This window comes from Streptomyces lasalocidi (assembly GCF_005280215.1).
Lineage (GTDB): Bacteria > Actinomycetota > Actinomycetes > Streptomycetales > Streptomycetaceae > Streptomyces > Streptomyces longwoodensis.
In genome coordinates, this window is the sequence record NZ_SZNQ01000001.1 from 5,063,048 (window position 1) to 5,088,270 (window position 25,223).

Here is a 25,223-nt window from a genome sequence, read left to right on the forward strand (position 1 = left end):
GCCCTGCAACACCACCCAGCGTAGACACCCCCGACCCGATCGGGCCTCGGTGCTTCGCCGACTCGCGGCCTGCGGCAGGATGGATGCCACCTGGTACGTACGCGTCACTCGCGCTCGTATGGATGACAACCGCTGGAGACGCCTGGTGAGTTCCCCAGATCCGCAGGTTCGCGCAGCGCGAAACCACACAACCCCCGCCGGCGGACGGCGCCCCGTCGTCGCCGTGACCGGCGCCGCGACCGGGGTGGGCGCGCTGCTCACCGAGCGGCTCGCCGCCTCCGAGGAGATCAAGCAGGTCGTGGCCGTCGACGAGCGGCGCGGGGAGTGCGACGCGGCGGAGTGGCACATCCTCGACGTCCGCGACCCGGCGATCGCGGAGAAGCTGCGGGGCGCCGACGTCGTCGTGCACCTCGCGCTCGATCTCGACCTGGGGAGTGACGCCGCCGCCCGGACGGCGTACAACGTGCGCGGCACGCAGACCGTGCTGACCGCCGCCGCGGCGGCCGGCGTGCACCGGGTCGTGCTCTGTACGTCCGCGATGGTGTACGGCGCGCTGCCCGACAACGAGCTCCCCCTGTCGGAGGACGCGGAGCTGCGCGCCACGGCCGAGGCGACCGGCGTCGGGGACCTGCTGGAGATCGAGCGGCTGGCCCGCCGCGCCCCGCGCGCGCATCCCGGCCTCAACGTCACCGTCGTGCGGCCCGCGATCCTGGTGGGCGGCACCGACACCGCCCTGACCCGGTACTTCGAGTCGCCCCGGTTGCTGGTGGTGGCCGGCTCGCGGCCCGTCTGGCAGTTCTGCCACGTCGAGGACCTGTGCAGCGCCCTGGAGTACGCCGTCCTGGAGAAGGTGGACGGGGAGCTGGCGGTCGGGTGCGACGGGTGGCTGGAGCAGGAGGAGGTCGAGGAGCTCAGCGGCATCCGGCGCATGGAGCTGCCGTCCGCGGTCGCCCTGGGCGCCGCGGCCCGGCTGCACCGCATCGGGCTGACCCCGTCACCGGCGGGCGACCTCGCCTACACGATGTACCCGTGGGTGGTCAGCGGCAGCCGACTGCACGACGCCGGCTGGCGGGCGCGGTGGACCAACGAGGAGGTGCTGGCCGAGCTCCTGGCGGAGGTCACCGGACGGCACACGGTCGCCGGCCGGCGGCTCGGGCGCAAGGACGCGACGGCGGCCGGTGCGGCGGGCGCGACGGTGGCGCTGCTCGGCGCGGCGGCCGTCGTGCGCCGGGCCCGCAAGGCCCGACGGCGGTAGGACGGCTGCGGCCCACGCGCCTGTAGGAGGCTCCAAACGCGCACGCGCGTGTGTCGGGGCTTTCCGCGATTCCACGGGGTTCCGGTGGTGGGGCACGATGGGGGCATGGCACCTATCAGTGATCACCCCGGTGAGCAGGGCGCGTCCGACGCGATCAAGCTGATCGCCGTACGGGACACCCCGCTGTCGCTGGACGAGGTCTTCCGCGCCGTCGGGGACGACGCGTCCGGGGGCACCGCCCTGTTCGTGGGGACCGTGCGCAACCACGACGGGGGCGCCGACGTCGACCGGCTCGGGTACTCCTGCCACCCGAGCGCCGAGGCCGAGATGCGGCGGATCGCCGAGAAGGTCGTCGGTGACTTCCCCGTGCGGGCGCTCGCCGCCGTCCACCGGGTGGGGGACCTCGGGGTGGGTGACCTGGCCGTGGTCGTCGCCGTGTCGTGCCCCCACCGCGGGGAGGCCTTCGAGGCGTGCCGCAAGCTGATCGACGACCTCAAGCACGAGGTGCCGATCTGGAAGCACCAGACCTTCTCCGACGGCACCGAGGAGTGGGTGGGCGCCTGCTGACCCCGCACTCCGGTTGCGTAACCGGACCCCCGGCGTGAGCGTTGTCCGTGCGGATGGTTAATCTGCTGATCAGTCAGTTGCGGTCGCTCACGTGGGGCTGGGAGGTCGGGATGGCGGCGCTCGCCTGGTTGCTGATTCCGCTGGTGGCAGCGATCTTCGCAGGGCTGTGGGGCAGTTGGGCCAACCGCACCCGCAAGGCCCGCAGCGACGGGCCCGAGCTCGACGGGTACGCGCGCTTCCGCGCCGCGATGGAGAAGGACAGGACCCCGACGCACTCCGGGTCCTGACGCCCCGACCCCCGCCCGGCGGCCCTGACGGTGCGCTGACAGAGGCGTCCCGTACTGTCGAGGCATGCCACGCCGCACCGCGACGATGCTCGCCTCGACCCTGGTCCTGATCGCGCTCCTGTGCGCGGGAGTGCTGATCCGCGTGCCGTACGCGGAGATGTCGCCGGGCCCGACGGTCAACACGCTCGGGGAGCACGACGGCGAGCCGGTGCTGCAGATCGCCGGCCGCAAGACCTACCCGACCGACGGGCACCTGAACATGACGACCGTGCGGGTGACCAGCGCGGACTACCGCATGAACCTGGTCGAGGCGGTCTACGGCTGGCTCGCCCACGACGACAAGGTCGTGCCGCACGACACGCTCTACCCGGACGGCAAGACGGAGGAGCAGTCGACCCAGGAGAACGCCGAGGAGTTCAGCCAGTCCCAGGAGAGCGCCAAGGTCGCCGCCCTGGAGGCGCTGCACATCCCCGTGCGGTCCTGGGTGATCGTCTCCACGGTGGTGAAGGGCTCGCCTGCCGAGGGCAAGCTGCACGCGGGTGACGTCATCAAGGCCGTCGACGGCACCGCGGTCAAGGAGCCCGGTGACGTGGCCAAGCTGGTCACCCGGCACAAGCCCGGTCAGGACGTCGTGTTCACGATCGTCCCGGCCAAGGAGCAGGCCGCCGCCGAGAAGGCGAACCGGACGGCGACCACGACCCAGAAGGTCACGATCACCACCGCCAAGTCGGACGACAGCGGCGCCCGGCGGGCCGTCGTCGGCATCTCCGCGGGCACCGACCACACGTTCCCGTTCAGTATCGACATCAAGCTCGCCGACGTCGGCGGCCCCAGCGCCGGCCTGATGTTCGCCCTCGGGATCTACGACAAGCTCACCCCGGGCAGCCTCACCGGCGGCGCGTTCGTCGCGGGCACGGGCACGATCGACGACGACGGCAAGGTCGGGCCCATCGGCGGCATCGAGATGAAGACGGTGGGGGCGCGCAGCAAGGGCGCGCGCTACTTCCTCACGCCCGCCGACAACTGCGCGGCCGCGGCCAAGGACACCCCGGGCGGGCTGCGGCTCGTCAAGGTCTCCACCATCGACGACGCCCTCGACGCCCTGAAGGACATCCGCAGCGGGGACACCGACGCCCTGCCGAAGTGCACGACCAAGGGCTGACCGGCCCGACGGCAGTACGGCACCGGGGGCGCCCTCGTCGACGAGGGCGCCCCCGGCCGCGTACGGCACCAACCGCGGGCGGCACGCACCGCGCACGGCACGCACCGCGTACGGGAAGCGCCGCGCACGCGGCGGAGCCGCCGGCGGCCGAGCGCCCCGGCTCAGTCCTCGAACGTCGCCGCGAGCGCCTGGGCGAGGCCCGGGACCAGGTCGGAGCCGGTGAGCACCTCGGTGGGGCTGTCCTTCTCGCGCAGGCGCAGCGCCGACTCGCGGGAGCCGTCGCGCAGCACCGCGACCGTCATGCGGACCTCCTGGCGCTCGGGGTGCTGGGCGACCCACTGCGCCAGCTTCGCCTCGTCGAGGTCCTCGGGGACCTGGGTCTCGGCGGACGGCGGGAGCATCAGGCGTTCGATGGTGAGGGCGCAGCCGGTCACCGCACCGGGCCAGGCGATGGTGGCCAGGAACTCGTCGAGCGGCTTGTCCGTTGGCACCTCGTCCTGCTCGATCGGGGTCAGACCGGTGGTCTCGGGTCCGTCCGCCAGACCGAGCTGGGCGGCCAGCGCGGGTTCCTGGGTCCGCAGCTGTGCGGTGTCGACGAGGGCGAAGAGGCGTGCGGGCTGGTCCCAGCCGAGGCCGGAGGCGTACTCGTCGATCTCGAGTACGGCCCGGGTGAGGGGGCTCGCTGCCATGGGAGTGTTGGACATGGTCACAATCCTGCCTCGTTCCCGGCCCGGATCGGGAACCGAGTAAACGGTGAGTAAGTTGCATAGGTGTGGGGCCGCGATCACCGGGGCCCGCACGGGGCCGGCGAACACGCGGGTCCGACCGATCGAGTAGCGAACTTCGAGGTGCGCACCTTGGCTTTCCAGATGCCGGACCGCGGCGGAGGCCCGACAGGGCCGCGGATGAGAGTGGGCCGTCCGTCCCGGCGTGTCCGGACCCTGCTGATGACGCTGGGCGTCCTCGCCGTGCTCGGCATGGCGTTCACCATGTTCGCCGGGTTCTGGACCGACTGGCTCTGGTACCGGTCGGTGAAGTACTCCTCGGTCTTCACCACCACCCTGTGGACCAAGATCGGGCTGTTCTTCGTCTTCGGCCTGCTGATGGCGCTCGCGGTCGGGTTCAACATCTGGCTGGCCCACCGGCTGCGGCCGCCGCTGAGCGCCATGTCGATGGAGCAGCAGAGCCTCGACCGCTACCGCATGGGCATCGCGCCCTACAAGAAGTGGCTGCTGCTGTCGATCACGGCGCTGGTCGGGCTGATCGCCGGCGCGTCGGCGTCCAGCCAGTGGCGCACCTGGCTGATGTGGGTCAACGGCGTGCCCTTCCACCAGAAGGACCCGCAGTTCCACCTCGACGTGTCCTTCTACGCCTTCGACCTGCCCTGGTACCGGTTCCTGCTCGGCTTCGGCTTCGCCGCCACGATCCTGTCGCTGATCGCCGCCGCGCTCACCCACTACCTGTACGGCGGGCTGCGCGTCACCAGCCCCGGGGCCCGCGCCACCGCGGCCGCCACCGGCCACCTGTCGGTGCTGCTGGGCGTCTTCGTCGCGCTGAAGGCGGTCGCCTACTGGCTCGACCGGTACGGCCTCGCGGTGAAGTCCAGCGACTTCAAGGCCACCGACAACTGGACCGGCCTGCGGTACGTCGACGCCAACGCCTACCTGCCGGCCAAGACCATCCTGTTCTGCATCGCCGTCATCTGCGCCCTGCTGTTCTTCGCCACCCTGTGGCGGCGCACCTGGCAGCTGCCCGTCATCGGCTTCGGCCTGATGGTCCTGTCGGCCATCCTGATCGGCGGGCTCTACCCGGCGATCGTGCAGAAGTTCCAGGTCCAGCCGAACGAGCAGGCCAAGGAAGCGCCGTACGTCCAGAAGAACCTCAAGGCGACCCGCGAGGCGTACGGCATCGACGACACGCAGGTCAGCGAGTACACGGGCACCAGCACCACCCAGGACAAGTCGACGCTGCGCGACGACGTCTCCAAGACCGCCAGCATCCGCGTCCTGGACCCGAACATCGTCTCGCCGACGTTCCAGCAGCTCCAGCAGATGCGGAAGTACTACGCCTTCCCCACCAACCTGGACGTCGACCGCTACAACCAGAACGGCACCGACCAGGACACGGTGATCGGTCTGCGCGAGCTGAACCTCGCGGGCGTGGACAAGCAGAACTGGATCAACAACCACTTCCGCTACACCCACGGCTACGGCGTGGTCGCCGCCAAGGGCACCACCGCCGACGCCGAGGGGCGCCCGCTGTTCACCGAGTCCGACCTGCCGTCCAAGGGCGACCTGGGCTCGTACCAGCAGCGCGTCTACTACGGCGAGAAGACGACCACGTACTCGATCGTCGGCGGTCCCCAGAAGGAGATCGACTACTCCGACGACAACGGTGAGAAGACCACCAGCTACCAGGGCAAGAGCGGCGTCAACCTCTCCAACCCGCTCAACCGGGCGGCGTACGCGGTCGCGTTCGGCGAGCCGCAGATCCTGTACTCCGGCGCCATCGGTGACGGGTCGCGGATCCTGTACAACCGCACGCCGAAGGACCGCGTCGAGGCGGTCGCCCCGTGGCTGACCATCGACGGCGACGCCTACCCGGCGGTCGTGGACGGCAAGATCCAGTGGATCGTGGACGCCTACACGACCACCAACGGCTATCCGTACGCGTCCCGCACGACCCTCGGCGACACCACCGCCGACTCGCTGACCGCCGCCAACGACAACCGCGCGGTGGTGGCCCAGCAGAACCAGGTCAACTACATCCGCAACTCGGTGAAGGCGACCGTCGACGCGTACAGCGGTGAGGTCAAGCTCTACCAGTGGGACACCCAGGACCCCGTCCTGAAGACGTGGATGAAGGCGTTCCCGCACACGGTGAAGTCGAAGTCCGACATCTCCCCGTCGCTGATGGCCCACCTGCGCTACCCGCAGGACCTGTTCAAGGTGCAGCGCGAGCTGCTCTCCCGCTACCACGTGAAGGACGCGCAGACGTTCCTCAGCGGCAGCGAGGTGTGGCAGGTGCCGGACGACCCGACCAACAAGTCGGGCGACGCGGTGCCGCCGTACTACCTGAGCATGAAGATGCCCGACCAGCAGGCCCAGGCGTTCTCGCTGACGACGACGTTCACGCCCAACGGCCGGGACAACCTCAGCGCGTTCATGGCCGTCGACTCCGAGGCGGGCACCCAGGACTACGGGAAGATCCGGATCCTGAAGCTGCCGACGAGCACGACGGTCGACGGCCCCAAACAGGTGCAGAGCCAGTTCAACTCCGAACAGAACATCGCCGAGTCGATCAGGCTGCTGCGGGGCGGCGACTCGGAGGTGGAGTACGGCAACCTGCTGACGGTGCCGCTCGACGACGGACTGCTCTACGTGGAGCCGGTCTACGTACGCGGTGGCGGACTGAAGTACCCGCTGCTGCGCAAGGTGTTGGTGACCTACGGCGGCAACACGGCCTTCGAGGACACGCTGGACCAGGCGCTCGACAAGGTCTTCGGGGCCGAGAGCAGCACGCCCCGGCCACCGGACTCCGGCACCAAGCCGCCGCCGTCAACCGGCAACGCCACCGTCCAACAGGCGCTCCAGGACGCCCAGAAGGCCTTCGACGCGGGTCAGGAGGCGCTGAAGAAGGGTGACTGGGAGGCGTACGGCAAGGCCCAGAAGGACCTGCAGGACGCACTCCAGCGGGCCGAGGACGCGCAGGCCGCCGGCAAGGGCAGCGGCGGCGCCGGGAGTTCGGGCGGCAAGGCGAGCAGCAGCCCGAGCAGCACACCGGGCAGCAGTCCGAGCGCCGGCGCGAGCGGCAAGCCCACCGGCAGTCCCACCCCCACGGCCGGTGCCGGTGGCTGAGACCTGCGGCTGAGCTGCCGAGCGGGCCGAGCGGGCTCCCCTCCGTGCCGTGATACGGTGATGGAACACGGCGCGGGGTGGAGCAGCTCGGTAGCTCGCTGGGCTCATAACCCAGAGGTCGCAGGTTCAAATCCTGTCCCCGCTACTGCACGACGAAGGCCCGGATTCCTCTCAGGGATCCGGGCCTTCGCCATGTGCGAACGCATGTGCCGAGGGGGCGTACGGCCGCGCCGCCACGGTGAGTTGGGGTGACCTGTGTTTGACTTGTCTCTCTGTGGGCATGTCGACAAAACGCTGAAGTGACCTCACTGGCTGCGGTATACCAGGTGTACCCGGGTTGCAGGTGGTGCGACGATGGACGTTATGGGGGACAAGGCAACTCTGTTCGAGACAGGGCGATTTGTGCAGCCCTCCGGTGAGGAGGCGGAAGCGGACCCGGACGTCGACGAGACGGGGGAAGCCGCTGAGGAGGTGCGCCTCCGGCTCGCCGCCGACGCGGGCGACGTCGAGGCGGCCAGCGTCCTCGGCGCCCTGCTGCTGCGCCGCGCCGACCTCGACGGGGCCGAGCCCCACCTGCGTGCCGCCACCGCGGCCGGTGACCGCGCCGCCGCCAACAACCTGGGTGTCCTGCTCCACCAGCGCGGCTACGCCGACGAGGCCGCCGGGTGGTGGCGGATCGCCGCCGTCGCCGGTTCCGCGGCGGCCGCGCACGCGCTCGGGCGGCACCACCGCGAGCGCGGCGACGAGCCGGCCGCCGAGTACTGGCTGCGGCAGTCCGCCGAGCAGGGACACGTGCTCGGTGCGTACGCGCTCGCCGACCTGCTGGAGCACCGCGGCGACGACGGGGCCGAGCAGTGGATGCGGGTCGCGGCCGAGCGCGGGCACCGCGAGGCCGCCTACCGGCTCGCCCGCGCGCTGGACCGCCGGGCGGCCGAGCGCGGCGCGCTCGAGCGGGGCGCCGCCGACAGCGCCGAGCCGGGCCGCGCGGGACGGACTGCCGGGACGCCCGGCGCCGGGACCGGTGCCACGGGCGCCGCTGACCGGACCGCGGCCGGCCGGCGCACCGGCGCCGTGCGCGACGCCGGGCCGCGGTCCGGCACGGGCCTCGGTGTCCCGCCGGCCGAGGAGGCCGAGCAGTGGTACCGCCAGGCCGCCGCGCGCGGCCACCGCCGGGCCGCCCTGCACCTCGGGGCGATCCTGGAGCGCCGCGGCGAGCTGAAGGAGGCCGGGCGCTGGTACCTGACCTCCGCCAAGGACGGCGAGGCGCGGGCCGCCTGCGCGCTCGGGTTCCTGCTGCGTGACGCCGGCGACACCGAGAACGCCGCCGTCTGGTGGCTGCGCGCCGCCCAGGACGGCGACGGCAACGCGGCCAACGCGCTGGGCGCGCTGCACGCCGAGCGCGGACAGCCGCAGACCGCCGAGCGCTGGTACCGGGCCGCCCTGGACGCCGGTGACGTCAACGGCGCGTACAACCTCGGGCTGCTCTGCGCCGAGCAGGGGCGGACCCCGCAGGCCGAGCAGTGGTACCGGCACGCCGCCTACGCCGGGCACCGGGAGGCGGCGAACGCGCTCGCGATCCTGCTGCTCCAGGGCGGCGACACCACCGGGGCCGAGCCGTGGTTCTCCAAGGCCGCCGAGGCCGGGAGCGTGGACGCCGCGTTCAACCTGGGGATCCTGTACGCCGGGCGCGGCGAGGACGCGGCGGCGCTGCGGTGGTACGAGCGGGCGGCCGCCGCGGGGCACACCGAGGCGGCCCTCCAGGTCGGGATCGCACGCCTGCGGGACGGGGACGAGCAGGACGCCGAGCTGCACCTGCGGTGCGCCGCGGGCGGGGGGAGCGCGGAGGCCGCGTACCGGCTCGCCACCGTGCTGGACGCGCGGCGGCCCCGGCCGTCCGCGCACGAGCTCGGTGAGGTGGTGCACGAGAAGACGGAGTGCGAGGAGTGGTACGAGCGCGCCGCGTCGCAGGGCCACCGCCGGGCCCAGGTGCGGGTCGGCATGCTGGCCGCCGCGCGCGGTGACGTCGTCGAGGCGGCGCGGTGGTACCGGCTGGCCGCCGAGGCGGGCTCGCGCAACGGCGCGTTCAACCTGGGGCTGCTGCTCGTGCGGGAGGGCAGCGAGCCCGAGGCGGTGGTGTGGTGGACGCGGGCGGCACGGGAGGGGCACGGGCGGGCGGCACTGCGGCTGGCCCTGGTCTACGCGCGTCGGGGCGAGCTGGACGAGGGGCAGCGGTGGGCGGACCGGGCGGTGACGCTGGGGCCGGCCGAGGTGGCCGAGCGGGCGGCGCGGCTGCGGGACGCGCTGCGGCAGGAGCTGACGGCGTGAGACAGGCGTGAGAGGGGCGTCGGACAGGGGGAGCGCAGGCGCCCCGGATACTGATTTGCCTCCGTCCTCCTCCTTGACGTAACGTTGCATTCACCGACGCGGGGTGGAGCAGCTCGGTAGCTCGCTGGGCTCATAACCCAGAGGTCGCAGGTTCAAATCCTGTCCCCGCTACTGATCGACGAGGGCCGGGATCCGAAAGGGTTCCGGCCCTCGTCGTATGACTGGCTCCGCCCCTCCGTTCCCCGCGACTCTCCTTAAGTGTGGTTTAAACGCGGATTAAGCCTGCTTCGGATTGCGTGCGTTACCTGAAGTAATCGCAGGTCAGAGGGCAATTCGGGGATGTGCGTTCCGGTTGGCAGAGGCAACCTTCCTGCGTATCGTCTGGCTTCGCCGACGGCGCCGTCCGCGCAGCGTGAGAGCGCTCTCAGGATGCGCGCGTCGGCCAGGAAGACCCTCCCCGACGACAAGGTGTGTTCACCCCATGGCCGCTCATCGCGCACGCAGATGGTCGTTCGGAGGGCTGGCGCTGCTGACGCTCGCCGCCCTCGCCGCCGCCCTCCTCCTCAACACCTCGGACTCGGCGACCAACCGCGCGAGCGCCGCCACCGCCACCACGACCTGGTCCGACGACTTCGACGGCAGCGCGGGCAGCGCGCCCAGCGCCGCGAAGTGGACCCTGGAGACGGGCGGCGGCGGCAACGGCAACCACGAGCTGCAGTACTACACGAACAGCACCGGCAACGCCGCCCTCGACGGCAACGGCCACCTGGTCATCACCGCCCGCAAGAACACGGACGCCGGCCTGAAGTGCTGGTACGGCACGTGCCAGTACACCTCGGCACGGCTGAACACGGCGAGGACCTTCACCCAGAAGTACGGCCACTTCGAGTCCCGGATCAAGGTCCCGCGGGGCCAGGGTGTGTGGCCGGCGTTCTGGATACTCGGTGACGACCTCGGCAGCGCGGGATGGCCCGCCAGTGGCGAGATCGACATCATGGAGAACGTCGGCAAGGAGCCCGGCACCGTGCACGGCACGATCCACGGCCCCGGCTACTCGGGCGCGGGCGGCATCGGCGCCGGGTACACCCTCCCGAACGGCGCCTCGTTCGCCGACGACTTCCACGTCTTCGCCGTCGACTGGAGCCCCACGGCCATCACCTGGTCCGTGGACGGCAAGGCCTACGAGACCCGCACCCCCGCCGACGTGGGCGGCAACAAGTGGGTCTACGACCATCCGTTCTTCCTCATCCTGAACTTCGCGGTCGGCGGTGACTGGCCCGGCAGCCCGGACGCCGGCACCGCCTTCCCGCAGACGATGACCGTCGACTACGTCCACGTCACCACCTCCGACTCCTCCGGTACCGGCGCGGGCACCGGCCCGGGCACCGCCACCCGGGTCGGCGCCCTCAAGGGGATCGGCGACATGTGCGTGGACGTGGCCGGCGCCGGCACCGCCGACGGCACCCCCGTCCAGCTGCACACGTGCACCGGCAACGACGCCCAGCGCTGGACCCTCGGCAGCGACGGCACCGTACGCGCCCTGGGCAAGTGCCTGGACGTGCAGGGCGGTTCGCACGCCGACGGCGCGGTCGTCCAGCTCTACACCTGCAACGGCACCCCGGCCCAGCGGTGGACGTACACGGCGGCCCGTGACCTGACCAACGTCGGCGCCGGCAAGTGCCTCGACGCCAAGGGCAACTCCTCCGCCGACGGCACCCGCCTGCAGACCTGGACCTGCTCCGGCAACGCCAACCAGAAGTGGTCCCTGGTCTGACGCCCCTGCGTCACCCTCACATCACCCCCCCCACGTCACCCCCCCCACGACCCTCCTCCGCGGCGCCCCCACCGCCGCACTCCCCAAGGAGCACCCCTCATGGCACCTCGTCACCAGCGCAGCCTGACCCGCCGCAAGATGCTGTTCGCCCTCGGGGGCGCCGCCGTGGGCGTCCCGGCGATCGCCGCCATCGCCCCGCACGCCCTCGCCGGGCAGAGCGGCGGGTCCGCGACCGCGGCGGCCGGCGCGCTCCCCGTCACCGTGGTCAACAACAGCGGGTCGTTCGGCAACGGTTCGGTGCACCTGTACGTCGTCGGCAACGCCGACGGCAAGCAGGTGCGGCTCACCCCGGACGGCACCCTCGCCCCCATCGCGCTCTCGGACAACGGCGCCGACGGCTTCACCGACTACGCGATACCGCTCGCGGGCAGCGGCGCGACCACACTGTCCCTGCCCCACATGTCGGGCCGCATCTACGTCTCGCTGGGCGCGAAGCTCAAGTTCAAGGCCGTGACCGACGGCAACGGCAACGCCGCCTTGCAGTACCCGGCCGGCTGGGTCGCCTCGGACCCCAACTACGGGATCCTGCACGACTGCGCGGAGTTCACCCACAACGCGGACGGCATGTTCTGCAACACCACGATGGTCGACATGTTCAGCGTCCCGATGAGCATCCGGCTCACCGGGGAGAAGGACCAGACGACGGGCGCCGTGCGCGACGGCGGCCGCGCCGCGGCCTTCGCCGCACTGCGGCAGGTGGAGGAGTTCGCCCCGCTGGTCGTGGACGACACCCGGATCATCGCCCCGGGCCACGGCCTGGACGCGGGCCTGTTCGCCAAGGACTACTTCGCCCCGTACATCGACGAGGTGTGGAGCACGTACACCGGCAAGGACCTCACGGTCACCACGAACGCGGGGACGTTCACCGGCCGCGTGCGCGGCGAGCGCCTCACCTTCGACGGGCCGGCGGCGGTGTCGTTCGCGAAGCCCTCCACCCGTGACGTCCTCTTCTGCGACGGCAACCTCGCCGCCCCCAACGACGGGACGACCGGCCCGGTGGCCGCGGTGCTGGGCGCGGCCTTCAACCGCTCCACCCTGATCAGCCACCCCGCGCAGCCGACCACCGACCCGGCGGTCTTCTACCGGGGCGCGCTGACCAACCACTACGCGCGGGCCGTCCACGCGGCCACCGTGGACGGCAAGGCCTACGGCTTCGCCTTCGACGACGTGGCCGACTTCGCCTCCTACGTCCAGGACACCAAGCCCACGGGCTTCACCCTCACCCTGACGGCGTTCTGAGGCGCCGGGACACGGCACCACGCGCAAAGGGCACCGCACTCCCCGGTCAGGGGGAGTGCGGTGCCCTCACGTGTGTCTGTACGGCCCTAGAGGCTCACGCGGCCGCGCAGTTGGGGCAGACGCCGCGGTAGGTGACCTCGACGTCCGACACCGTGAAGCCGAAGCGCTCGGAGTCGGGGAGGTCGGCCAGCGGGTTGCCCGACGGGTGCACGTCGCGGATCGCGCCGCACCGCGCGCACACCAGGTGGTGGTGGGGGTGGTGGGCGTTCGGGTCGTACCGCTTGGCGCGCTGATCGGTGCTGACCTCGAGCACCTCGCCGAGGGTGACCAGCTCGCCGAGTGTGTTGTACACGGTCGCCCGGGAGATCTCCGGCAGTTTGGCGACGGCCCGTGCATGGACCTCGTCGGCCGTGAGGTGGACGTGCTCGCCGTCCAGGACCTCGGCCACGACACGCCTCTGCGCGGTCATCCGCCATCCGCGTCCGCGCAGCCGTTCCAGTAGGTCGCTCATACCGGCCAGCGTAACAGCAACCGGACCAGTTTCCGAATAGGTGTGACTTTGGACCTTCATTTGACTTGGACTGAGTCCAATGTAGGATCGAGACTGGCTTTGGCCGAGCAACAAGAACACGCAGGAGGCGTACGTGACGCAGGGACCGCTCACCACGGAGGCCGGTGCACCGGTGGCCGACAACCAGAACAGCGAGACCGCGGGCGTCGGCGGCCCGGTCCTCCTGCAGGACCAGCTCCTGCTGGAGAAGCTGGCCCACTTCAACCGGGAGCGCATCCCGGAGCGCGTGGTGCACGCCCGCGGCGCCGGCGCCTACGGCACCTTCACGGTGACCGGCGACGTCACGCCGTACACGCGCGCCGCCTTCCTCTCCGCGGTGGGCAAGGAGACCGAGGTCTTCCTGCGCTTCTCGACCGTGGCCGGCAACCTCGGTGCCGCGGACGCCGTGCGCGACCCGCGGGGCTTCGCGCTGAAGTTCTACACCGAGGAGGGCAACTACGACCTCGTCGGCAACAACACCCCGGTGTTCTTCATCCGGGACGCGATCAAGTTCCCGGACTTCATCCACACCCAGAAGCGCGACCCGTACACGGGCTCGACCGAGCCCGACAACGTGTGGGACTTCTGGTCCCTGTCGCCGGAGTCCACGCACCAGGTGACCTGGCTGTTCGGCGACCGCGGCATCCCGGCCTCGTACCGGCACATGGACGGCTTCGGCTCGCACACCTACCAGTGGAACAACGCGGAGGGCGAGGCCTTCTGGGTCAAGTACCACTTCAAGACCGACCAGGGGATCAGGAACCTGACCGCCGAGGAGGCCGACGTCCTCGCGGGCAAGGACCCCGACTCCCACCAGCGCGACCTGCGCGAGGCGATCGAGCGCGGCGAGTTCCCGAGCTGGACCGTGGGCGTGCAGATCATGCCGGCGGCGGACGCGGCGACGTACCGCTTCAACCCGTTCGACCTGACCAAGGTGTGGCCGCACGCGGACTACCCGGTGATCGAGTTCGGCAAGCTGGAGCTCAACCGCAACCCCCGCAACGTCTTCGCCGAGGTCGAGCAGAGCATCTTCTCGCCGGCCCACTTCGTGCCGGGCATCGGTCCCTCGCCCGACAAGATGCTCCAGGGCCGCCTGTTCGCCTACGGTGACGCGCACCGCTACCGCGTCGGCATCAACGCCGACCACCTGCCGGTGAACCGCCCGCACGCCACCGAGGCGCACACCCACTCCCGTGACGGCCACCTGTACGACGGCCGGCACGGCGGCGAGAAGAACTACGAGCCGAACAGCTTCGGCGGGCCGTACCAGACGGGCCGTGCGCTGTGGCAGCCGTTCGACGCCGTCACCGGCGGCACCGGCACCCACCCGACGCCCCGGCACGCCGAGGACGACGACTTCGTGCAGGCCGGCAACCTCTACCGGCTGATGCGCGAGGACGAGAAGGAGCGCCTGGTCGCCAACCTCTCGGGCGCGCTGGCGGGCGTCTCGCGCGACGACATCGTCGAGCGGGCGGTGGAGAACTTCCGCCGGGCGGACGACGACTTCGGCAAGCGGCTGGAGGCCGCGGTCCAGGCCCTGCGCGGCTGATCACCAGCACTGGACCGCTTGCCGGGGACGGGCCGGCCCCCTTCGTCGAGGGGGGTCCGGCCCGCTCGTACGCCCGGACCGTACGGGGCCGGCGGCCGGGCCGCGCCTCAGACCGGCACCTGCTGCCGGTCCGGGGCCCAGCAGCGGATGATGTCGCGGACCGAGACGACGCCCGTGACGTCGCCGCTGTCGAGGACGACCAGGTGGCGGAAGCCGCCGTGCGTCATGGAACGGGCCGCCTCCTCCAGGGTCCAGCCCGGGGCCGCGAACACCACGTCGGTGGTCGTGTGGTCCTGGGTGCGCTCGGTGTCGGGGTTCTGGCCGAGGCCGACCGAGTTGAGGATGTCGCGCTCGGTGAGGATGCCGATCCCCCCGGCGTCGGGGTCGTGCACGACGGCCGCGCCGACCCGGCGGGCGGACATCAGCGCCGCTGCCTGCCGAAGGGTGTGATGGGGGCCGATGATGAGGACCACGGTGCTCATGGCGTCACGGACGAGCATGTCGAGCCACCTCCTGGTGTGTCCCGCCTGGGTGTCCCCGCCCTTCCTGCCTTGTGCAGCCCTTTGTTCGGCGTTTCACAAACGCACAAGTGGGGGGACTCTCAGAGTGACAGGCAAAAAGGGGGTCAACAAGAGGGCGCGTGCGGCCGGTTGAGGGCGCACGCGCTCATGTGTGGCCGGTGCGCGTGCGCCGGACGTGGCGTCAGTTCACCCGCGCGGGTTCAGGTGGTCCAGGAGTTCGTCGTGCAACAGGCCGTTCGAGGCGGCCGCGTTGCCGCTGTGCGGGCCGGGACGGCCGTCCAGGCCGGTGAAGGTGCCGCCCGCCTCCGTCACGACGATCGCGGTGGCGGCCATGTCCCACAGCGACAGCTCCGGCTCGGCACACAGGTCGACCGCCCCCTCGGCGACCATCATGTACGGCCAGAAGTCCCCGTACGCGCGCGTCCGCCAGACCCGGCGGGTGAGGTCGAGGAAGCCGTCCAGGCGGCCCTGCTCCTCCCAGCCGGACAGGGACGAGTAGGCGAAGGAGGCGTCCGCGAGGTCCGCGACCCGCGAGACGTGCAGCCGGGTGGCGGCGGACAGGCTGCGCCCGGAGTAGGCGCCGTGCCCCTTCGCGGCCCACCAGCGGCGGCCGAGCGCGGGAGCGGAGACGACCCCGACGACCGGCTGGTAGCCGCCCTCGCCCGCCTCCATGAGGGCGATCAGCGTCGCCCAGACCGGAACGCCGCGGACGTAGTTCTTGGTGCCGTCGATCGGGTCGACCACCCAGCGGCGCGGGCCGGTGCCCTCCACCCCGTACTCCTCGCCGAGGATCGCGTCCCGGGGGCGGGCGCGCTGGAGATGGCCGCGGATGATCTCCTCGGCCGCCTTGTCCGCCTCGCTCACCGGGGTCATGTCCGGCTTCGTCTCCACCTTGAGGTCGAGGGCCTTGAAGCGGGCCGTGGTGGCGGCGTCGGCGGCGTCCGCGAGGACGTGGGCCAGCCGCAGGTCGTCGAGGTAGTCCGGCATGTGACGAACGGTATCCGTCCCGGCGGGGGCGGGGCCACCGGGCTCCGGGGGCCCGGTGGACGCCCCGCCCGCGGCGGCCGGGCGGGATGCCGCGATCCGCCCCCTCCGCGACCCCTTGACAGTGCGGACAAGCCCGTCAAATCTGGGCGCAGTGCCGTCGCAGGGAGGCGAGGATGCCGGGTGCGCGGGAATCACTGCTGGACGCCGCCTTCGCGGCCCTGACGCGGCGGCCGTGGTCCACGGTGCGCATGGTCGACGTCGCCGCGGCGGCCGGGGTGTCCCGGCAGACGCTGTACAACGAGTTCGGCAGCAAGGACGGCCTCGCCCGCGCCCTGGTGCGCCGCGAGGCCGACGGCTACCTCGCCGGGGTGGAACGGGCCCTCGCCGTGCACGGCGACGCCCGGGAGCGGCTGACCGCCACCGCCGAGTGGACCGTGACCGCCGCCCACGACAACGCGCTGGTCCGCGCCCTGCTCACCGGCTGCTGGAGCGAGCGCCTGCCGACCCCCGTGCTGCGGCCCGCCCCGGCCTCCGCCGCCGTACCGGCGCAGCGGCGGGCGGACGGCCCGCTGCCCTCGCCCGGCGACTTCGTGGCCCTGGTACGCGACCGCGCCGTGTCGGTGCTGGCCGGGCCCGTCGCCAAACCGGACACCGCCGAGCTGGCCCGCTCCTGCGAACTGGTCGTCCGCATCGCCCTGTCCTGCGTGGCCGCGCCCCCGGGCGAGGGCGGCCTCGCGGACCTGGTGCGCGGCGCGCTGCACCGCCCGGCGGCCTGAGCGCGCCGCCGTCGCGTCAGTGCGTCGAGCCGGACAGCTGGAGGCCGATGACCCCGATGATGACCAGGCTGATCGACACGATCTTCAGGGTCGACACCAGGTCACCGAGGAAGACCATGCCGTAGATCGCCGTGCCGGCCGCGCCGATGCCGGTCCACACCGCGTACGCCGGGCCCACGTCCAGCTTGCGCAGGGACAGGGTCAGCAGGCCGAAGCTGCCGAGGGCGAACACGCAGAAGGCGATCGTCGGCCAGAGCCGGGTGAACCCGTGGGAGAGCTTCAGACACACGGCGAAGCCGGTCTCGAGCAGTCCGGCCACCATGACCAGCAGCCACGCCATGTGCTGTCCTCCCGTAGGTACCGGATCACCGCTCGGTGCGATTATGCACTTACCGGGGTCCGGCCCCACCAAACAACGCGGGCGCTAGTCGCCTTCTGTGCGCTCACGCGTCGACAGCAGCCGGCGCAGCGAGTACAGCCGTGCCGGGTCGGCGTGCCCCTCGGCCACCCACGCGTCCAGCGCGCAGTCCGGCTCGTCGTGGCTGCACGCGCGCGGGCAGCCCTCCGTGCCCGGTTCGAGGTCGGGGAAGGCGTGGATCACGCGGGACGGGTCGACGTGCGCGAGACCGAAGGACCGCACGCCCGGGGTGTCGATCACCCAGCCCTCCGCGCCGTCCAGCGGGAGTGCCAGCGCGGAGGTGGTGGTGTGCCGGCCGCGGCCGGTCACCGCGTTGACGTGGCCGGTCAGGCGCCGCCGCTCCTCGGGCACCAGCGCGTTCACCAGCGTCGTCTTGCCGACGCCGGAGTGACCGACGAACGCCGTGACGCGTCCCGCCAGTTGCTCGCGCACCCGGTCCGCCGCGGTGCCGTCCTCCAGTTCCTCGCGGCTGGTCACCACGTACGGGATGTCCAGGTCGCCGTAGAGCTCCAGCATCTTGTCCGGCGGGGCGAGGTCGGACTTGGTCAGCACCAGCAGCGGTTCGAGGCCGCCGTCGAACGCCGCGACCAGACAGCGGTCGATCAGGCGCGGGCGGGGCTCCGGGTCGGCGAGGGCCGTGACCACGGCCAGCTGGTCGGCGTTGGCCACCACCACCCGCTCGTAGGGATCGTCGTCGTCGGCGGTGCGGCGCAGCACCGAGGTGCGCTCCTCGATGCGGACGATCCGGGCCAGCGTGTCCTTCGCGCCGGACAGGTCGCCGACCAGTGCGACCCGGTCGCCGACCACGGCCGCCTTGCGGCCCAGTTCGCGGGCCTTCATCGCCAGCACCGGCCGGCCGTCGACCAGGCACGTCAGCCGGCCCCGGTCGACGGTCAGGACCAGGCCCTCGGCGGCGTCCTCGTGCTTGGGCCGGATGTTGGTCCGCGGCCGGTTGCCCTTGCGGTTGGGGCGGCTGCGGATGTCGTCCTCGTCGGTGTGCTTGCCGTAGCGGCGCATGACTGTTCCCCGCGTCCCTACGCCGCCCCGAGCATCGCGGTCCACAGGTCCGGGAAGTCCGGCAGGGTCTTCGCGGTGGTCGCCACGTTCTCGATGCGTACGCCCTCGACCGCGAGGCCGATGATCGCACCGGCGGTCGCCATGCGGTGGTCCTCGTAGGTGTGGAAGACACCGCCGTGCAGCGGGCGGGGGCGGATGTGCAGGCCGTCGGCCGTCTCGGTGACGTCGCCGCCGAGCTCGTTGATCTCCTTGGTCAGCGCGGCCAGCCGGTCCGTCTCGTGCAGCCGCAGGTGGGCCACGCCCCGCAGGGTCGAGGGGGAGTCGGCGAGGGCCGCCACCGCCGCGATGCCCGGGGTCAGCTCGCCGACGTCGCCGAGGTCGACGTCGATGCCGTGGACGGCACCGGAGCCGGTGAACTCCAGGCCGTAGTCGGTCAGCTCGCAGGAACCGCCCATCTCGGTGAAGATCTCCCGCAGCCGGTCACCCGGCTGGGTGGTGCGGGCCGGCCAGTCCGGGACCACGACCCGGCCCCCGGTGACCAGCGCCGCGGCCAGGAACGGCTGGGCGTTGGACAGGTCCGGCTCGACCGTCAGGTCACGGCCGAGCAGCGCACCGGGCGTGACCCGCCAGACGCCGGGCTCGCCGCCCGACTCGGGGGTGTCCACCTGGGCGCCGACCGTGCGCAGCATGTCCACGGTCATCTGGATGTGCGGCAGCGAGGGCAGGGTGGAGCCGGTGTGGCGGACCTCCACCCCCTGGTTGAAGCGCGGCCCCGACAGCAGCAGCGCGGAGACGAACTGGGACGACGACGAGGCGTCGACCTCGACCGGGCCGCCGTCCAGCGCGCCCACGCCGTGCACCGTCAGGGGCAGCGCGCCGCGGCCGTCGTCGTCGATCCGCGCGCCGAGCGCCCGCAGCGCGTCGATCACCCCGTGCAGGGGACGCTCGTGCGACCGCGGGTCGCCGTCGAAGTGGACGGGCCCGTCGGCCAGCGTGGCGACCGGGGGCAGGAACCGCATCACGGTGCCGGCGTTGCCGACGTCCACGGTGGCCGGGCCGCGCAGGCCCGTCGGCAGCACCCGCCACGCCTCGCCGGTGCCGTCGGGACCCACGCCCTCCTCGATCTCGATGCCCATCGCACGCAGGGCGTCCGCCATCAGCAGGGTGTCGCGCGAGCGCAGCGGACGGCGCAGCCAGCCCGGCTCCGAGGCGAGGGCGGCGAGGACGAGGGCGCGGTTGGTGACCGACTTGGACCCGGGCACGTGGACCGTCGCGTCGACGGCTCCGCTCGCGTGCGGCGCGGGCCAGAGGGCGGTGGGTGCGGGGGTTGGGGCCATGGGGCCCACTCTATAAGGAGGGCGGTCTCCCGGACCGTCCGCAGGGCGCCGGGTTCCGCGCCGTCGTGGCTGGTGAAACGGTTCGCCGCAGGTCGGCCGCGCCACCCCGTCGGGCGGCTCGCGCGGGGTCCGCGCCGGACGGGGGGACCCCCTTCGCCGGACGGCTTCCGGCGGGTCCGCCGTGACGGGTGACCGGACGGTCCGTCAGAGCCCCAGCAACCACCGGCCGCCTCCCGTCAGGGAGCACAGCGACACCGCGTGGAACAGGAACAGCCACAGCCCCGCCGGCACGTGCGTCAACCGGGACAGCTGGTCGGCGTCCGAGTCGCCCGCGCCCGCGTGCCGGCGCTTGGCCTGGAGCTCGAAGGCCGGGCGCACGCCCCCCAGCAGCAGGAACCACACCACCGCGTAGGCGAACGCGGCCTGCACCTGGGGCCCGGCCAGCCAGGACACCAGCAGGAACGTGCCGCCGGTGAGCAGCACCGTCAGCGCGCCGTAGGCGTTGCGGATCATCACCAGCATCACCAGCAGCAGGGCCGTCGCGACCCACAGCAACAGCGTGATGCGCCCGGCACCCAGCAGGGCGGCGCCGCCGAGGCCCAGCAGCGGGGGAGCGGTGTAACCGGCCGCCGCCGTGAGGATCATGCCGAGGCCGTACGGCTTGCCGCGGCTCAGGGTGAGGCCGCTGGTGTCGGAGTGCAGCCGTATGCCGGTCAGGGTGCGGCCGGTCAGCAGCGCGACCAGGCCGTGGCCGCCCTCGTGGGCGATGGTGATCGCGTTGCGCGACAGGCGCCACAGCGGGTGCGGCACCACGACGGCCAGCGCGGCGGCCAGGGTGGCGCACACCACCCACAGGTCGGGGTCGGACTGGGTCCCGGTGAGCCGGCCCCAGAGGTCGGGCAGCGCGAGGGCGGCGAGGCTGTGCGTGCTGTCCAAGCTGACCAAGCTGTTCATGGAGGGCGGTGGCTCCCTTTCCGTCGGACGGATCTGGCAGTGTGGCACGCATGTGCGGACGGTATGCAGCCAGTCGGGGGCCCGAGGATCTCGCGGCGGTCTTCGGGATCGAGAAGTGGGAGCCGGCCGAGACCCTGGAGCCCGACTACAACGTGGCCCCGACCAAGGAGGTCCACGTCGTCCTGGACCGTCCCGTGAAGGACGCGGACGACCCGCGGCCGGTTCGCCAGCTGCGCACCCTCAGGTGGGGCCTGGTCCCGTCCTGGGCGAAGTCGCCGGAGGGCGCCGCCCGCATGATCAACGCCCGCGCGGAGACGGTGCACGAGAAGCCGTCGTACCGGCGGGCCTTCGCCGCCCGGCGCTGCATCGTGCCCGCCGACGGCTACTACGAGTGGGTCACCGGCACCGAGGAGCGGGAGCTGGAGGTCGAGGGCCGGCGCAAACGCCCGCGCAAGCAGCCGTACTTCGTGCTCCCGGCGGACGGCTCGGTGTTCGCGATGGCCGGGCTGTACGAGTTCTGGCGGGACCGGACCCTGCCGGACGACCACCCGCGGGCCTGGTGGGCGACCTGCTCGGTCATCACCACCGAGGCCGAGACCACCCCGCTCGCCGTCGCCCCCGCCGAGGGACCCCGCACGCTCGCCGACATCCACCCCCGGATGCCGCTGATGCTCACCCCGGACCGCTGGGACGCCTGGCTCGACCCGTCCCGCACCGACCCCGGGGAACTGCGGTCGCTGCTCGCCCCGCCGCCGCCCGGGCTCCTGCGCGCCCACCCGGTCTCCACCGCCGTCAGCAACGTCCGCAACAACGGCCCGGAGCTGCTGAAGGAGCTGGCGGGTCCCGAGGAGGGCACACTCTTCTGACGTGACGAACGACACCACCGGGCGGGTCCCCGCCGACGGCCCGCCCGCCTCCGGCACCCCCACGGAGCCCGCGCCCACCGGGACCCCCCACACCGGGGCCGCCCCGGCCCAGACCGTGCCCACCGAGACCGGCGACGCCCGGATCACCTGGCACCGGGCCCCGCGCGCGGCCCGCCTCGTCCTGGCCGTCAGCCACGGCGCCGGCGGTGGCATCGAGGCGCGCGACCTCCGGGCGCTCGCCGACGAGCTGCCCGCGCACGGTGTCACGGTCGCCCTGGTGGAGCAGCCCTGGCGGGTGGCGGGCAAGAAGCTGGCGCCGGCGCCGAAGACCCTGGACGCGGGCTGGCGCGGGATCTGGCCGGCCCTCGCCGCGACCGGGCTGCCGGTGGTCGCCGGCGGGCGCTCCGCGGGTGCCCGCGTCGCCTGCCGCACGGCGACCGAGCTGGGCGCCGCCGCCGTCCTCGCGCTGAGCTTCCCGCTGCACCCGCCGGGCCGGCCGGACCGCTCCCGCGCCGCCGAACTGCTGGGCGCGGGCGTGCCCACCCTCGTCGTCCAGGGCGGCAACGACCCCTTCGGCCGGCCCGAGGAGTTCCCCGACGGGGACCACGAGCTCGTCACGGTGCCCCACGGCGACCACGGGTTCGCCGTGCCGAAGCGGGCGGACATCACCCAGGAACAGGCGCTCGCGGTCATCACGGCGGCGGTCGTGGAGTGGACCGCGTCACTTCCCTGACCGGCACGACACCGGGCACGACACCGAGCGGGACCCCGGCCGGGGTCCCGCGTGGGGCACATCACCCCGCGTCACCCCGCCAGCCGGGCGGCGCCGCGGGTGGGGCGCGTCACGGGGGAACGGCGGGGGGGAATGCCGCGCTCCCGGCCACTGTTGTGCGGGACAGACGTGCTGGACAGCCAGTACGGACGTCGTGGGAGAGGAAGTTCGCCGCATGGGTTCGACCATCTGCCCCAGCCGTGGCAACCGCGCCGACCTGGACTGGACGGTGCTGCACGCGGCCAAGACCGCTCCTATTCGAGCGGCGGCGGGGACGGGTCGTGTTCTATCCTCCGATTCTGGTGGGATCGGTCTCGGTCCTGCCCGGAATCTTGAGGAGGTGGGTCCGGTTCCCGGTACCGACGCAGGGACCGACGACGGCCAGGCGGAGCTGCCCGAGGGCCAGGGCATCGGCGTGGGCGCGGACGCGGGGGCGATCCCCGAGTCGACCACGGAGCGCAGCGCGCGCTTCGAGCGGGACGCGCTGGAATTCCTCGACCAGATGTATTCGGCCGCACTGCGCATGACGCGCAACCCCGCCGACGCGGAGGACCTGGTGCAGGAGACGTACGCCAAGGCGTACGCGTCCTTCCACCAGTTCCGTGAGGGCACCAACCTCAAGGCGTGGCTGTACCGGATCCTCACCAACACCTTCATCAACTCCTACCGCAAGAAGCAGCGCGAACCCCAGCGCAGCGCAGCCGAGGAGATCGAGGACTGGCAGCTCGCCCGTGCCGAGTCGCACATGTCGACGGGTCTGCGCTCCGCCGAGTCGCAGGCGCTCGACCACCTGCCCGACTCGGACGTGAAGGAAGCGCTCCAGGCGATCCCCGAGGAGTTCCGCATCGCCGTGTACCTCGCGGACGTCGAGGGCTTTGCGTACAAGGAGATCGCGGACATCATGGGGACACCCATCGGTACGGTGATGTCCCGGCTGCACCGGGGCCGCCGTCAACTGCGCGGCATGCTCGAGGACTACGCCCGTGAGCGCGGGCTGGTCCCGGCCGGCGCCGGAGAGTCGAACGAAGCGAAAGGCTCGGGCTCATGAGCTGCGGAGAGCCGCACGAGACGGACTGCTCCGAGGTCCTCGACCACCTGTACGAGTTCCTCGACAGCGAGATGCCGGACGTCGACCGCGACAAGTTCCAGCAGCACTTCAAGGAGTGCTCGCCGTGCCTGGAGAAGTACGGCCTCGAGCAGGCCGTGAAGAAGCTGGTCAAGCGGTGCTGCGGTCATGACGACGTGCCCGTGGACCTGCGCGCCAAGGTCATGGGGCGGCTGGAATTGATCCGCTCCGGCCAGACCGTGCCCGAGCACGACGTGAGCGCCGCCTCCCCGGGCACCCCCCAGGAGTCCTGACCGCCGCCCGTTCACGGGCCCCCCGTGACGGGGTGCGGCCCGTGAACGAGCGGTCGTCACTCGAACGTGCTAATCAGCGGGTGATACGCCCGTCCCCCTCCCCGCCCGGTCCTAGGCTCCCAGCCCGGACACCTACGGGCTGGGGGAGGCGGCATGGAGGCGATTCCCGGGGGGGCCCGGCTCTACGTCGGCTGCGTCGCCCTCATCGCCCTCGTCTGCCTGGCCCCCGTACCGGCCCTCGCGGGTACGCCCGTCACGGACCCGTCCCGGTGGGCCGCCGGCCTGCTGAGGGCCGACTCGTCCTCGTGGGCCGTGATCCTGCTCGCCGCGCTGTACGCGGCGGGCCGCCGGGCCGCGCGCACCCGGTTCCCCGGGTCCCTGCCGGCCCCGTCGCCCGTGGCTCCCGTCTTCCACCCCGTGCTGCTCGCCGGGGCGTTCCTGCTGCCGCCGCCCGCCGCGGCCCTCGTCCCGCTGCCCGGCATCCTGCTGGCCCGCGTGGAGCAGCGCCCGGCCGGCGTCCGGCGGCTGTGGCGGGCCGCGCAGTGCGTGCCGGCCGTGTGGGCCGCGGCCCGCGTGCACGGGGCGCTCGGCGGCCGGGACACCGTCGCCGCCTGCGCCGTCCCGCGGGCACTGCTGCCCGCCGCGGCCGCCGTGCTCGTCTACTGCGCGGTGCTCGCGCTGCTGGACGGCGGCATCCGCGTGCTCGCCGAACGCGTCCCGGCCCGCCGGGCCTGGCGCGGGCGGTTCTCCCGCTCGCTCGCGCCGCTCGTCGTGCACGGGCTGGCCGGGCTGATGATGGCGGTGCTGTGGCACAGCCCCTACGGGCCGGTCGCCGCGCTGCTCGTGCTGTTCCCCATGGGCGTGGCCTGGTGGGTGTTCGCGCAGTACCACCGGGAGCGCGCCGCGCACCACGCGACGATCCGGGCGCTGGTGCAGGCCGTCGACATCAAGGACGGCTACACCCGCGGCCACAGCGAGCGGGTCGGCCAGGCCTCCATGATGATCGCCCGGGAACTCGGCATGGACGAGCGGCGCATCGAGGTGCTGCGCTTCGCCGGGATCCTGCACGACGTGGGCAAGCTGGGCGTGCCGACCCGGCTGCTGCGCAAGGACGGCCCGCTGACCCCCGAGGAGCGGTGCGTCATCGAACTGCACCCCGAGTACGGCCACGAGATCACCCGGGGCATCACCTTCCTCGGCGAGGCCCGCTCGGCGATCCTGCACCACCACGAACGGCTGGACGGCAGCGGCTACCCCTACGGGCTGGTGGGCCGTCAGATCCCCGAGCCCGCGCGCGTGGTGGCCGTCGCCGACGCCTTCGACGCGATGACCTCGACCCGCTCCTACAGCAGGGCCCGGCCGGTCGCCGTCGCCCTGGAGGAGCTCGGGCGGTGCGCGGGCACCCAGTTCGACCCGCGCATGGTCGGCGCCCTCGTCCGCGCCCTGGACCGCCACGGCTGGCACCCCGTAGTGACCGCCGACGAGAGCGCGCCCGCGCTGCCCGCACCCGCGTCCCCGGGCGACCGGCGCGGGGTGACGCGGTGACGTCGGCCGCCGTGCCCGGCGCGGGCGCCCGCGGCCGCGCGGCCGG

Annotated in this window: 23 protein-coding genes and 2 tRNA genes; 17 read left to right on the forward strand and 8 right to left on the reverse strand. The window is 72.6% G+C overall.

Features of this window, described 5'->3' with window-relative positions; all coding sequences use genetic code 11:
* The first annotated feature begins 145 nt into the window (after positions 1–145).
* The 4 genes from E4U91_RS22925 (at position 146) to E4U91_RS22940 (ending at position 3,271) form a co-directional block, all read left to right on the forward strand.
* Positions 146–1,255: an SDR family oxidoreductase gene (locus E4U91_RS22925; protein WP_137308580.1), complete on the forward strand. Its 1,110-nt coding sequence runs from the start codon at positions 146–148 to the stop codon at positions 1,253–1,255.
* Between the two features lie 105 nt (positions 1,256–1,360).
* Positions 1,361–1,822 (forward strand): molybdenum cofactor biosynthesis protein MoaE, encoded by a 462-nt coding sequence (locus E4U91_RS22930; RefSeq protein WP_137308581.1) that lies wholly within the window; start codon positions 1,361–1,363, stop codon positions 1,820–1,822.
* A 53-nt stretch (positions 1,823–1,875) separates the two neighbouring features.
* Positions 1,876–2,109: a hypothetical protein gene (locus E4U91_RS22935; RefSeq protein WP_137301913.1), complete on the forward strand. Its 234-nt coding sequence runs from the start codon at positions 1,876–1,878 to the stop codon at positions 2,107–2,109.
* A 64-nt stretch (positions 2,110–2,173) separates the two neighbouring features.
* Positions 2,174–3,271, forward strand: coding sequence for a YlbL family protein (locus E4U91_RS22940; protein WP_137308582.1), 1,098 nt, complete (start codon positions 2,174–2,176; stop codon positions 3,269–3,271).
* A gap of 161 nt (positions 3,272–3,432) precedes the next feature.
* On the opposite strand, the gene E4U91_RS22945 is transcribed toward E4U91_RS22940, so the two are convergent.
* The gene (locus E4U91_RS22945) at positions 3,433–3,975 is read right to left on the reverse strand and encodes a PPA1309 family protein (RefSeq protein WP_137308583.1); all 543 of its coding nucleotides are present in this window, start codon (positions 3,973–3,975) and stop codon (positions 3,433–3,435) included.
* A 165-nt stretch (positions 3,976–4,140) separates the two neighbouring features.
* On the opposite strand from E4U91_RS22945, the gene E4U91_RS22950 reads away from it, so the two are divergent.
* The 6 genes from E4U91_RS22950 to E4U91_RS22975 all read left to right on the forward strand — a co-directional run bounded on the left by E4U91_RS22950 (position 4,141) and on the right by E4U91_RS22975 (position 12,526).
* A complete protein-coding gene (locus tag E4U91_RS22950) occupies positions 4,141–7,128 on the forward strand; it encodes a UPF0182 family membrane protein (RefSeq protein WP_137310964.1) in 2,988 nt (995 codons plus the stop codon).
* A 71-nt stretch (positions 7,129–7,199) separates the two neighbouring features.
* A tRNA-Met gene (locus tag E4U91_RS22955) sits at positions 7,200–7,273 on the forward strand.
* Between the two features lie 209 nt (positions 7,274–7,482).
* Positions 7,483–9,453 carry a tetratricopeptide repeat protein gene (locus E4U91_RS22960; RefSeq protein WP_137308584.1) on the forward strand — a complete coding sequence of 657 codons (1,971 nt, stop codon included), beginning with the start codon at positions 7,483–7,485 and terminating at the stop codon, positions 9,451–9,453.
* A 97-nt stretch (positions 9,454–9,550) separates the two neighbouring features.
* A tRNA-Met gene (locus tag E4U91_RS22965) sits at positions 9,551–9,624 on the forward strand.
* Between the two features lie 310 nt (positions 9,625–9,934).
* Entirely contained in the window at positions 9,935–11,227 is a 1,293-nt protein-coding gene (locus E4U91_RS22970; RefSeq protein ID WP_137308585.1) for a glycoside hydrolase family 16 protein, read from the forward strand.
* A 99-nt stretch (positions 11,228–11,326) separates the two neighbouring features.
* Positions 11,327–12,526, forward strand: a complete 1,200-nt coding sequence (locus E4U91_RS22975; protein ID WP_137308586.1) for a glycoside hydrolase family 64 protein — start codon at positions 11,327–11,329, stop codon at positions 12,524–12,526.
* A gap of 94 nt (positions 12,527–12,620) precedes the next feature.
* Here E4U91_RS22975 and E4U91_RS22980 read toward each other — a convergent pair whose 3' ends face one another.
* Positions 12,621–13,037, reverse strand: coding sequence for a Fur family transcriptional regulator (locus tag E4U91_RS22980; protein ID WP_137308587.1), 417 nt, complete (start codon positions 13,035–13,037; stop codon positions 12,621–12,623).
* 133 nt (positions 13,038–13,170) lie between these two features.
* Here E4U91_RS22980 and E4U91_RS22985 point away from each other — a divergent pair, with 133 nt between their 5' ends.
* Positions 13,171–14,625, forward strand: a complete 1,455-nt coding sequence (locus tag E4U91_RS22985) for a catalase (protein ID WP_137308588.1) — start codon at positions 13,171–13,173, stop codon at positions 14,623–14,625.
* A 107-nt stretch (positions 14,626–14,732) separates the two neighbouring features.
* On the opposite strand, the gene E4U91_RS22990 is transcribed toward E4U91_RS22985, so the two are convergent.
* Both E4U91_RS22990 and hisN read right to left on the reverse strand, forming a co-directional pair.
* On the reverse strand, positions 14,733–15,125 hold the full coding sequence (locus E4U91_RS22990; protein ID WP_137308589.1) for a CBS domain-containing protein: 393 nt from the start codon (positions 15,123–15,125) through the stop codon (positions 14,733–14,735).
* Between the two features lie 207 nt (positions 15,126–15,332).
* Positions 15,333–16,133 carry a histidinol-phosphatase gene (hisN, locus tag E4U91_RS22995; RefSeq protein ID WP_137308590.1) on the reverse strand — a complete coding sequence of 267 codons (801 nt, stop codon included), beginning with the start codon at positions 16,131–16,133 and terminating at the stop codon, positions 15,333–15,335.
* A gap of 173 nt (positions 16,134–16,306) precedes the next feature.
* Between hisN and E4U91_RS23000 the strand changes: the two genes are divergently transcribed.
* A complete protein-coding gene (locus E4U91_RS23000; protein WP_137308591.1) occupies positions 16,307–16,909 on the forward strand; it encodes a TetR/AcrR family transcriptional regulator in 603 nt (200 codons plus the stop codon).
* 16 nt (positions 16,910–16,925) lie between these two features.
* Here E4U91_RS23000 and E4U91_RS23005 read toward each other — a convergent pair whose 3' ends face one another.
* The 4 genes from E4U91_RS23005 to E4U91_RS23020 form a co-directional block, all read right to left on the reverse strand.
* On the reverse strand, positions 16,926–17,249 hold the full coding sequence (locus E4U91_RS23005; protein ID WP_137301903.1) for a DMT family transporter: 324 nt from the start codon (positions 17,247–17,249) through the stop codon (positions 16,926–16,928).
* Positions 17,250–17,333: 84 nt separating this feature from the next.
* The gene (gene rsgA / locus E4U91_RS23010) at positions 17,334–18,344 is read right to left on the reverse strand and encodes a ribosome small subunit-dependent GTPase A (RefSeq protein ID WP_137308592.1); all 1,011 of its coding nucleotides are present in this window, start codon (positions 18,342–18,344) and stop codon (positions 17,334–17,336) included.
* 17 nt (positions 18,345–18,361) lie between these two features.
* Entirely contained in the window at positions 18,362–19,681 is a 1,320-nt protein-coding gene (aroA, locus tag E4U91_RS23015) for a 3-phosphoshikimate 1-carboxyvinyltransferase (RefSeq protein ID WP_137308593.1), read from the reverse strand.
* Positions 19,682–19,885: 204 nt separating this feature from the next.
* Entirely contained in the window at positions 19,886–20,635 is a 750-nt protein-coding gene (locus E4U91_RS23020; protein ID WP_137308594.1) for a M50 family metallopeptidase, read from the reverse strand.
* Positions 20,636–20,685: 50 nt separating this feature from the next.
* Between E4U91_RS23020 and E4U91_RS23025 the strand changes: the two genes are divergently transcribed.
* The 5 genes from E4U91_RS23025 (at position 20,686) to E4U91_RS23050 (ending at position 25,177) form a co-directional block, all read left to right on the forward strand.
* Positions 20,686–21,501, forward strand: a complete 816-nt coding sequence (locus tag E4U91_RS23025) for an SOS response-associated peptidase (protein ID WP_137308595.1) — start codon at positions 20,686–20,688, stop codon at positions 21,499–21,501.
* A gap of 115 nt (positions 21,502–21,616) precedes the next feature.
* Positions 21,617–22,234, forward strand: a complete 618-nt coding sequence (locus tag E4U91_RS23035; RefSeq protein ID WP_137310965.1) for an alpha/beta hydrolase family protein — start codon at positions 21,617–21,619, stop codon at positions 22,232–22,234.
* Positions 22,235–22,613: 379 nt separating this feature from the next.
* On the forward strand, positions 22,614–23,321 hold the full coding sequence (locus tag E4U91_RS23040; RefSeq protein ID WP_067236858.1) for a sigma-70 family RNA polymerase sigma factor: 708 nt from the start codon (positions 22,614–22,616) through the stop codon (positions 23,319–23,321).
* Complete coding sequence (rsrA, locus tag E4U91_RS23045) at positions 23,318–23,632, forward strand: mycothiol system anti-sigma-R factor (RefSeq protein ID WP_137301897.1); 315 nt, start codon at positions 23,318–23,320, stop codon at positions 23,630–23,632. The genes E4U91_RS23040 and rsrA overlap by 4 nt, the downstream gene beginning before the upstream one ends.
* A gap of 153 nt (positions 23,633–23,785) precedes the next feature.
* Positions 23,786–25,177: an HD-GYP domain-containing protein gene (locus E4U91_RS23050; RefSeq protein WP_137308597.1), complete on the forward strand. Its 1,392-nt coding sequence runs from the start codon at positions 23,786–23,788 to the stop codon at positions 25,175–25,177.
* Positions 25,178–25,223: the final 46 nt, after the last annotated feature.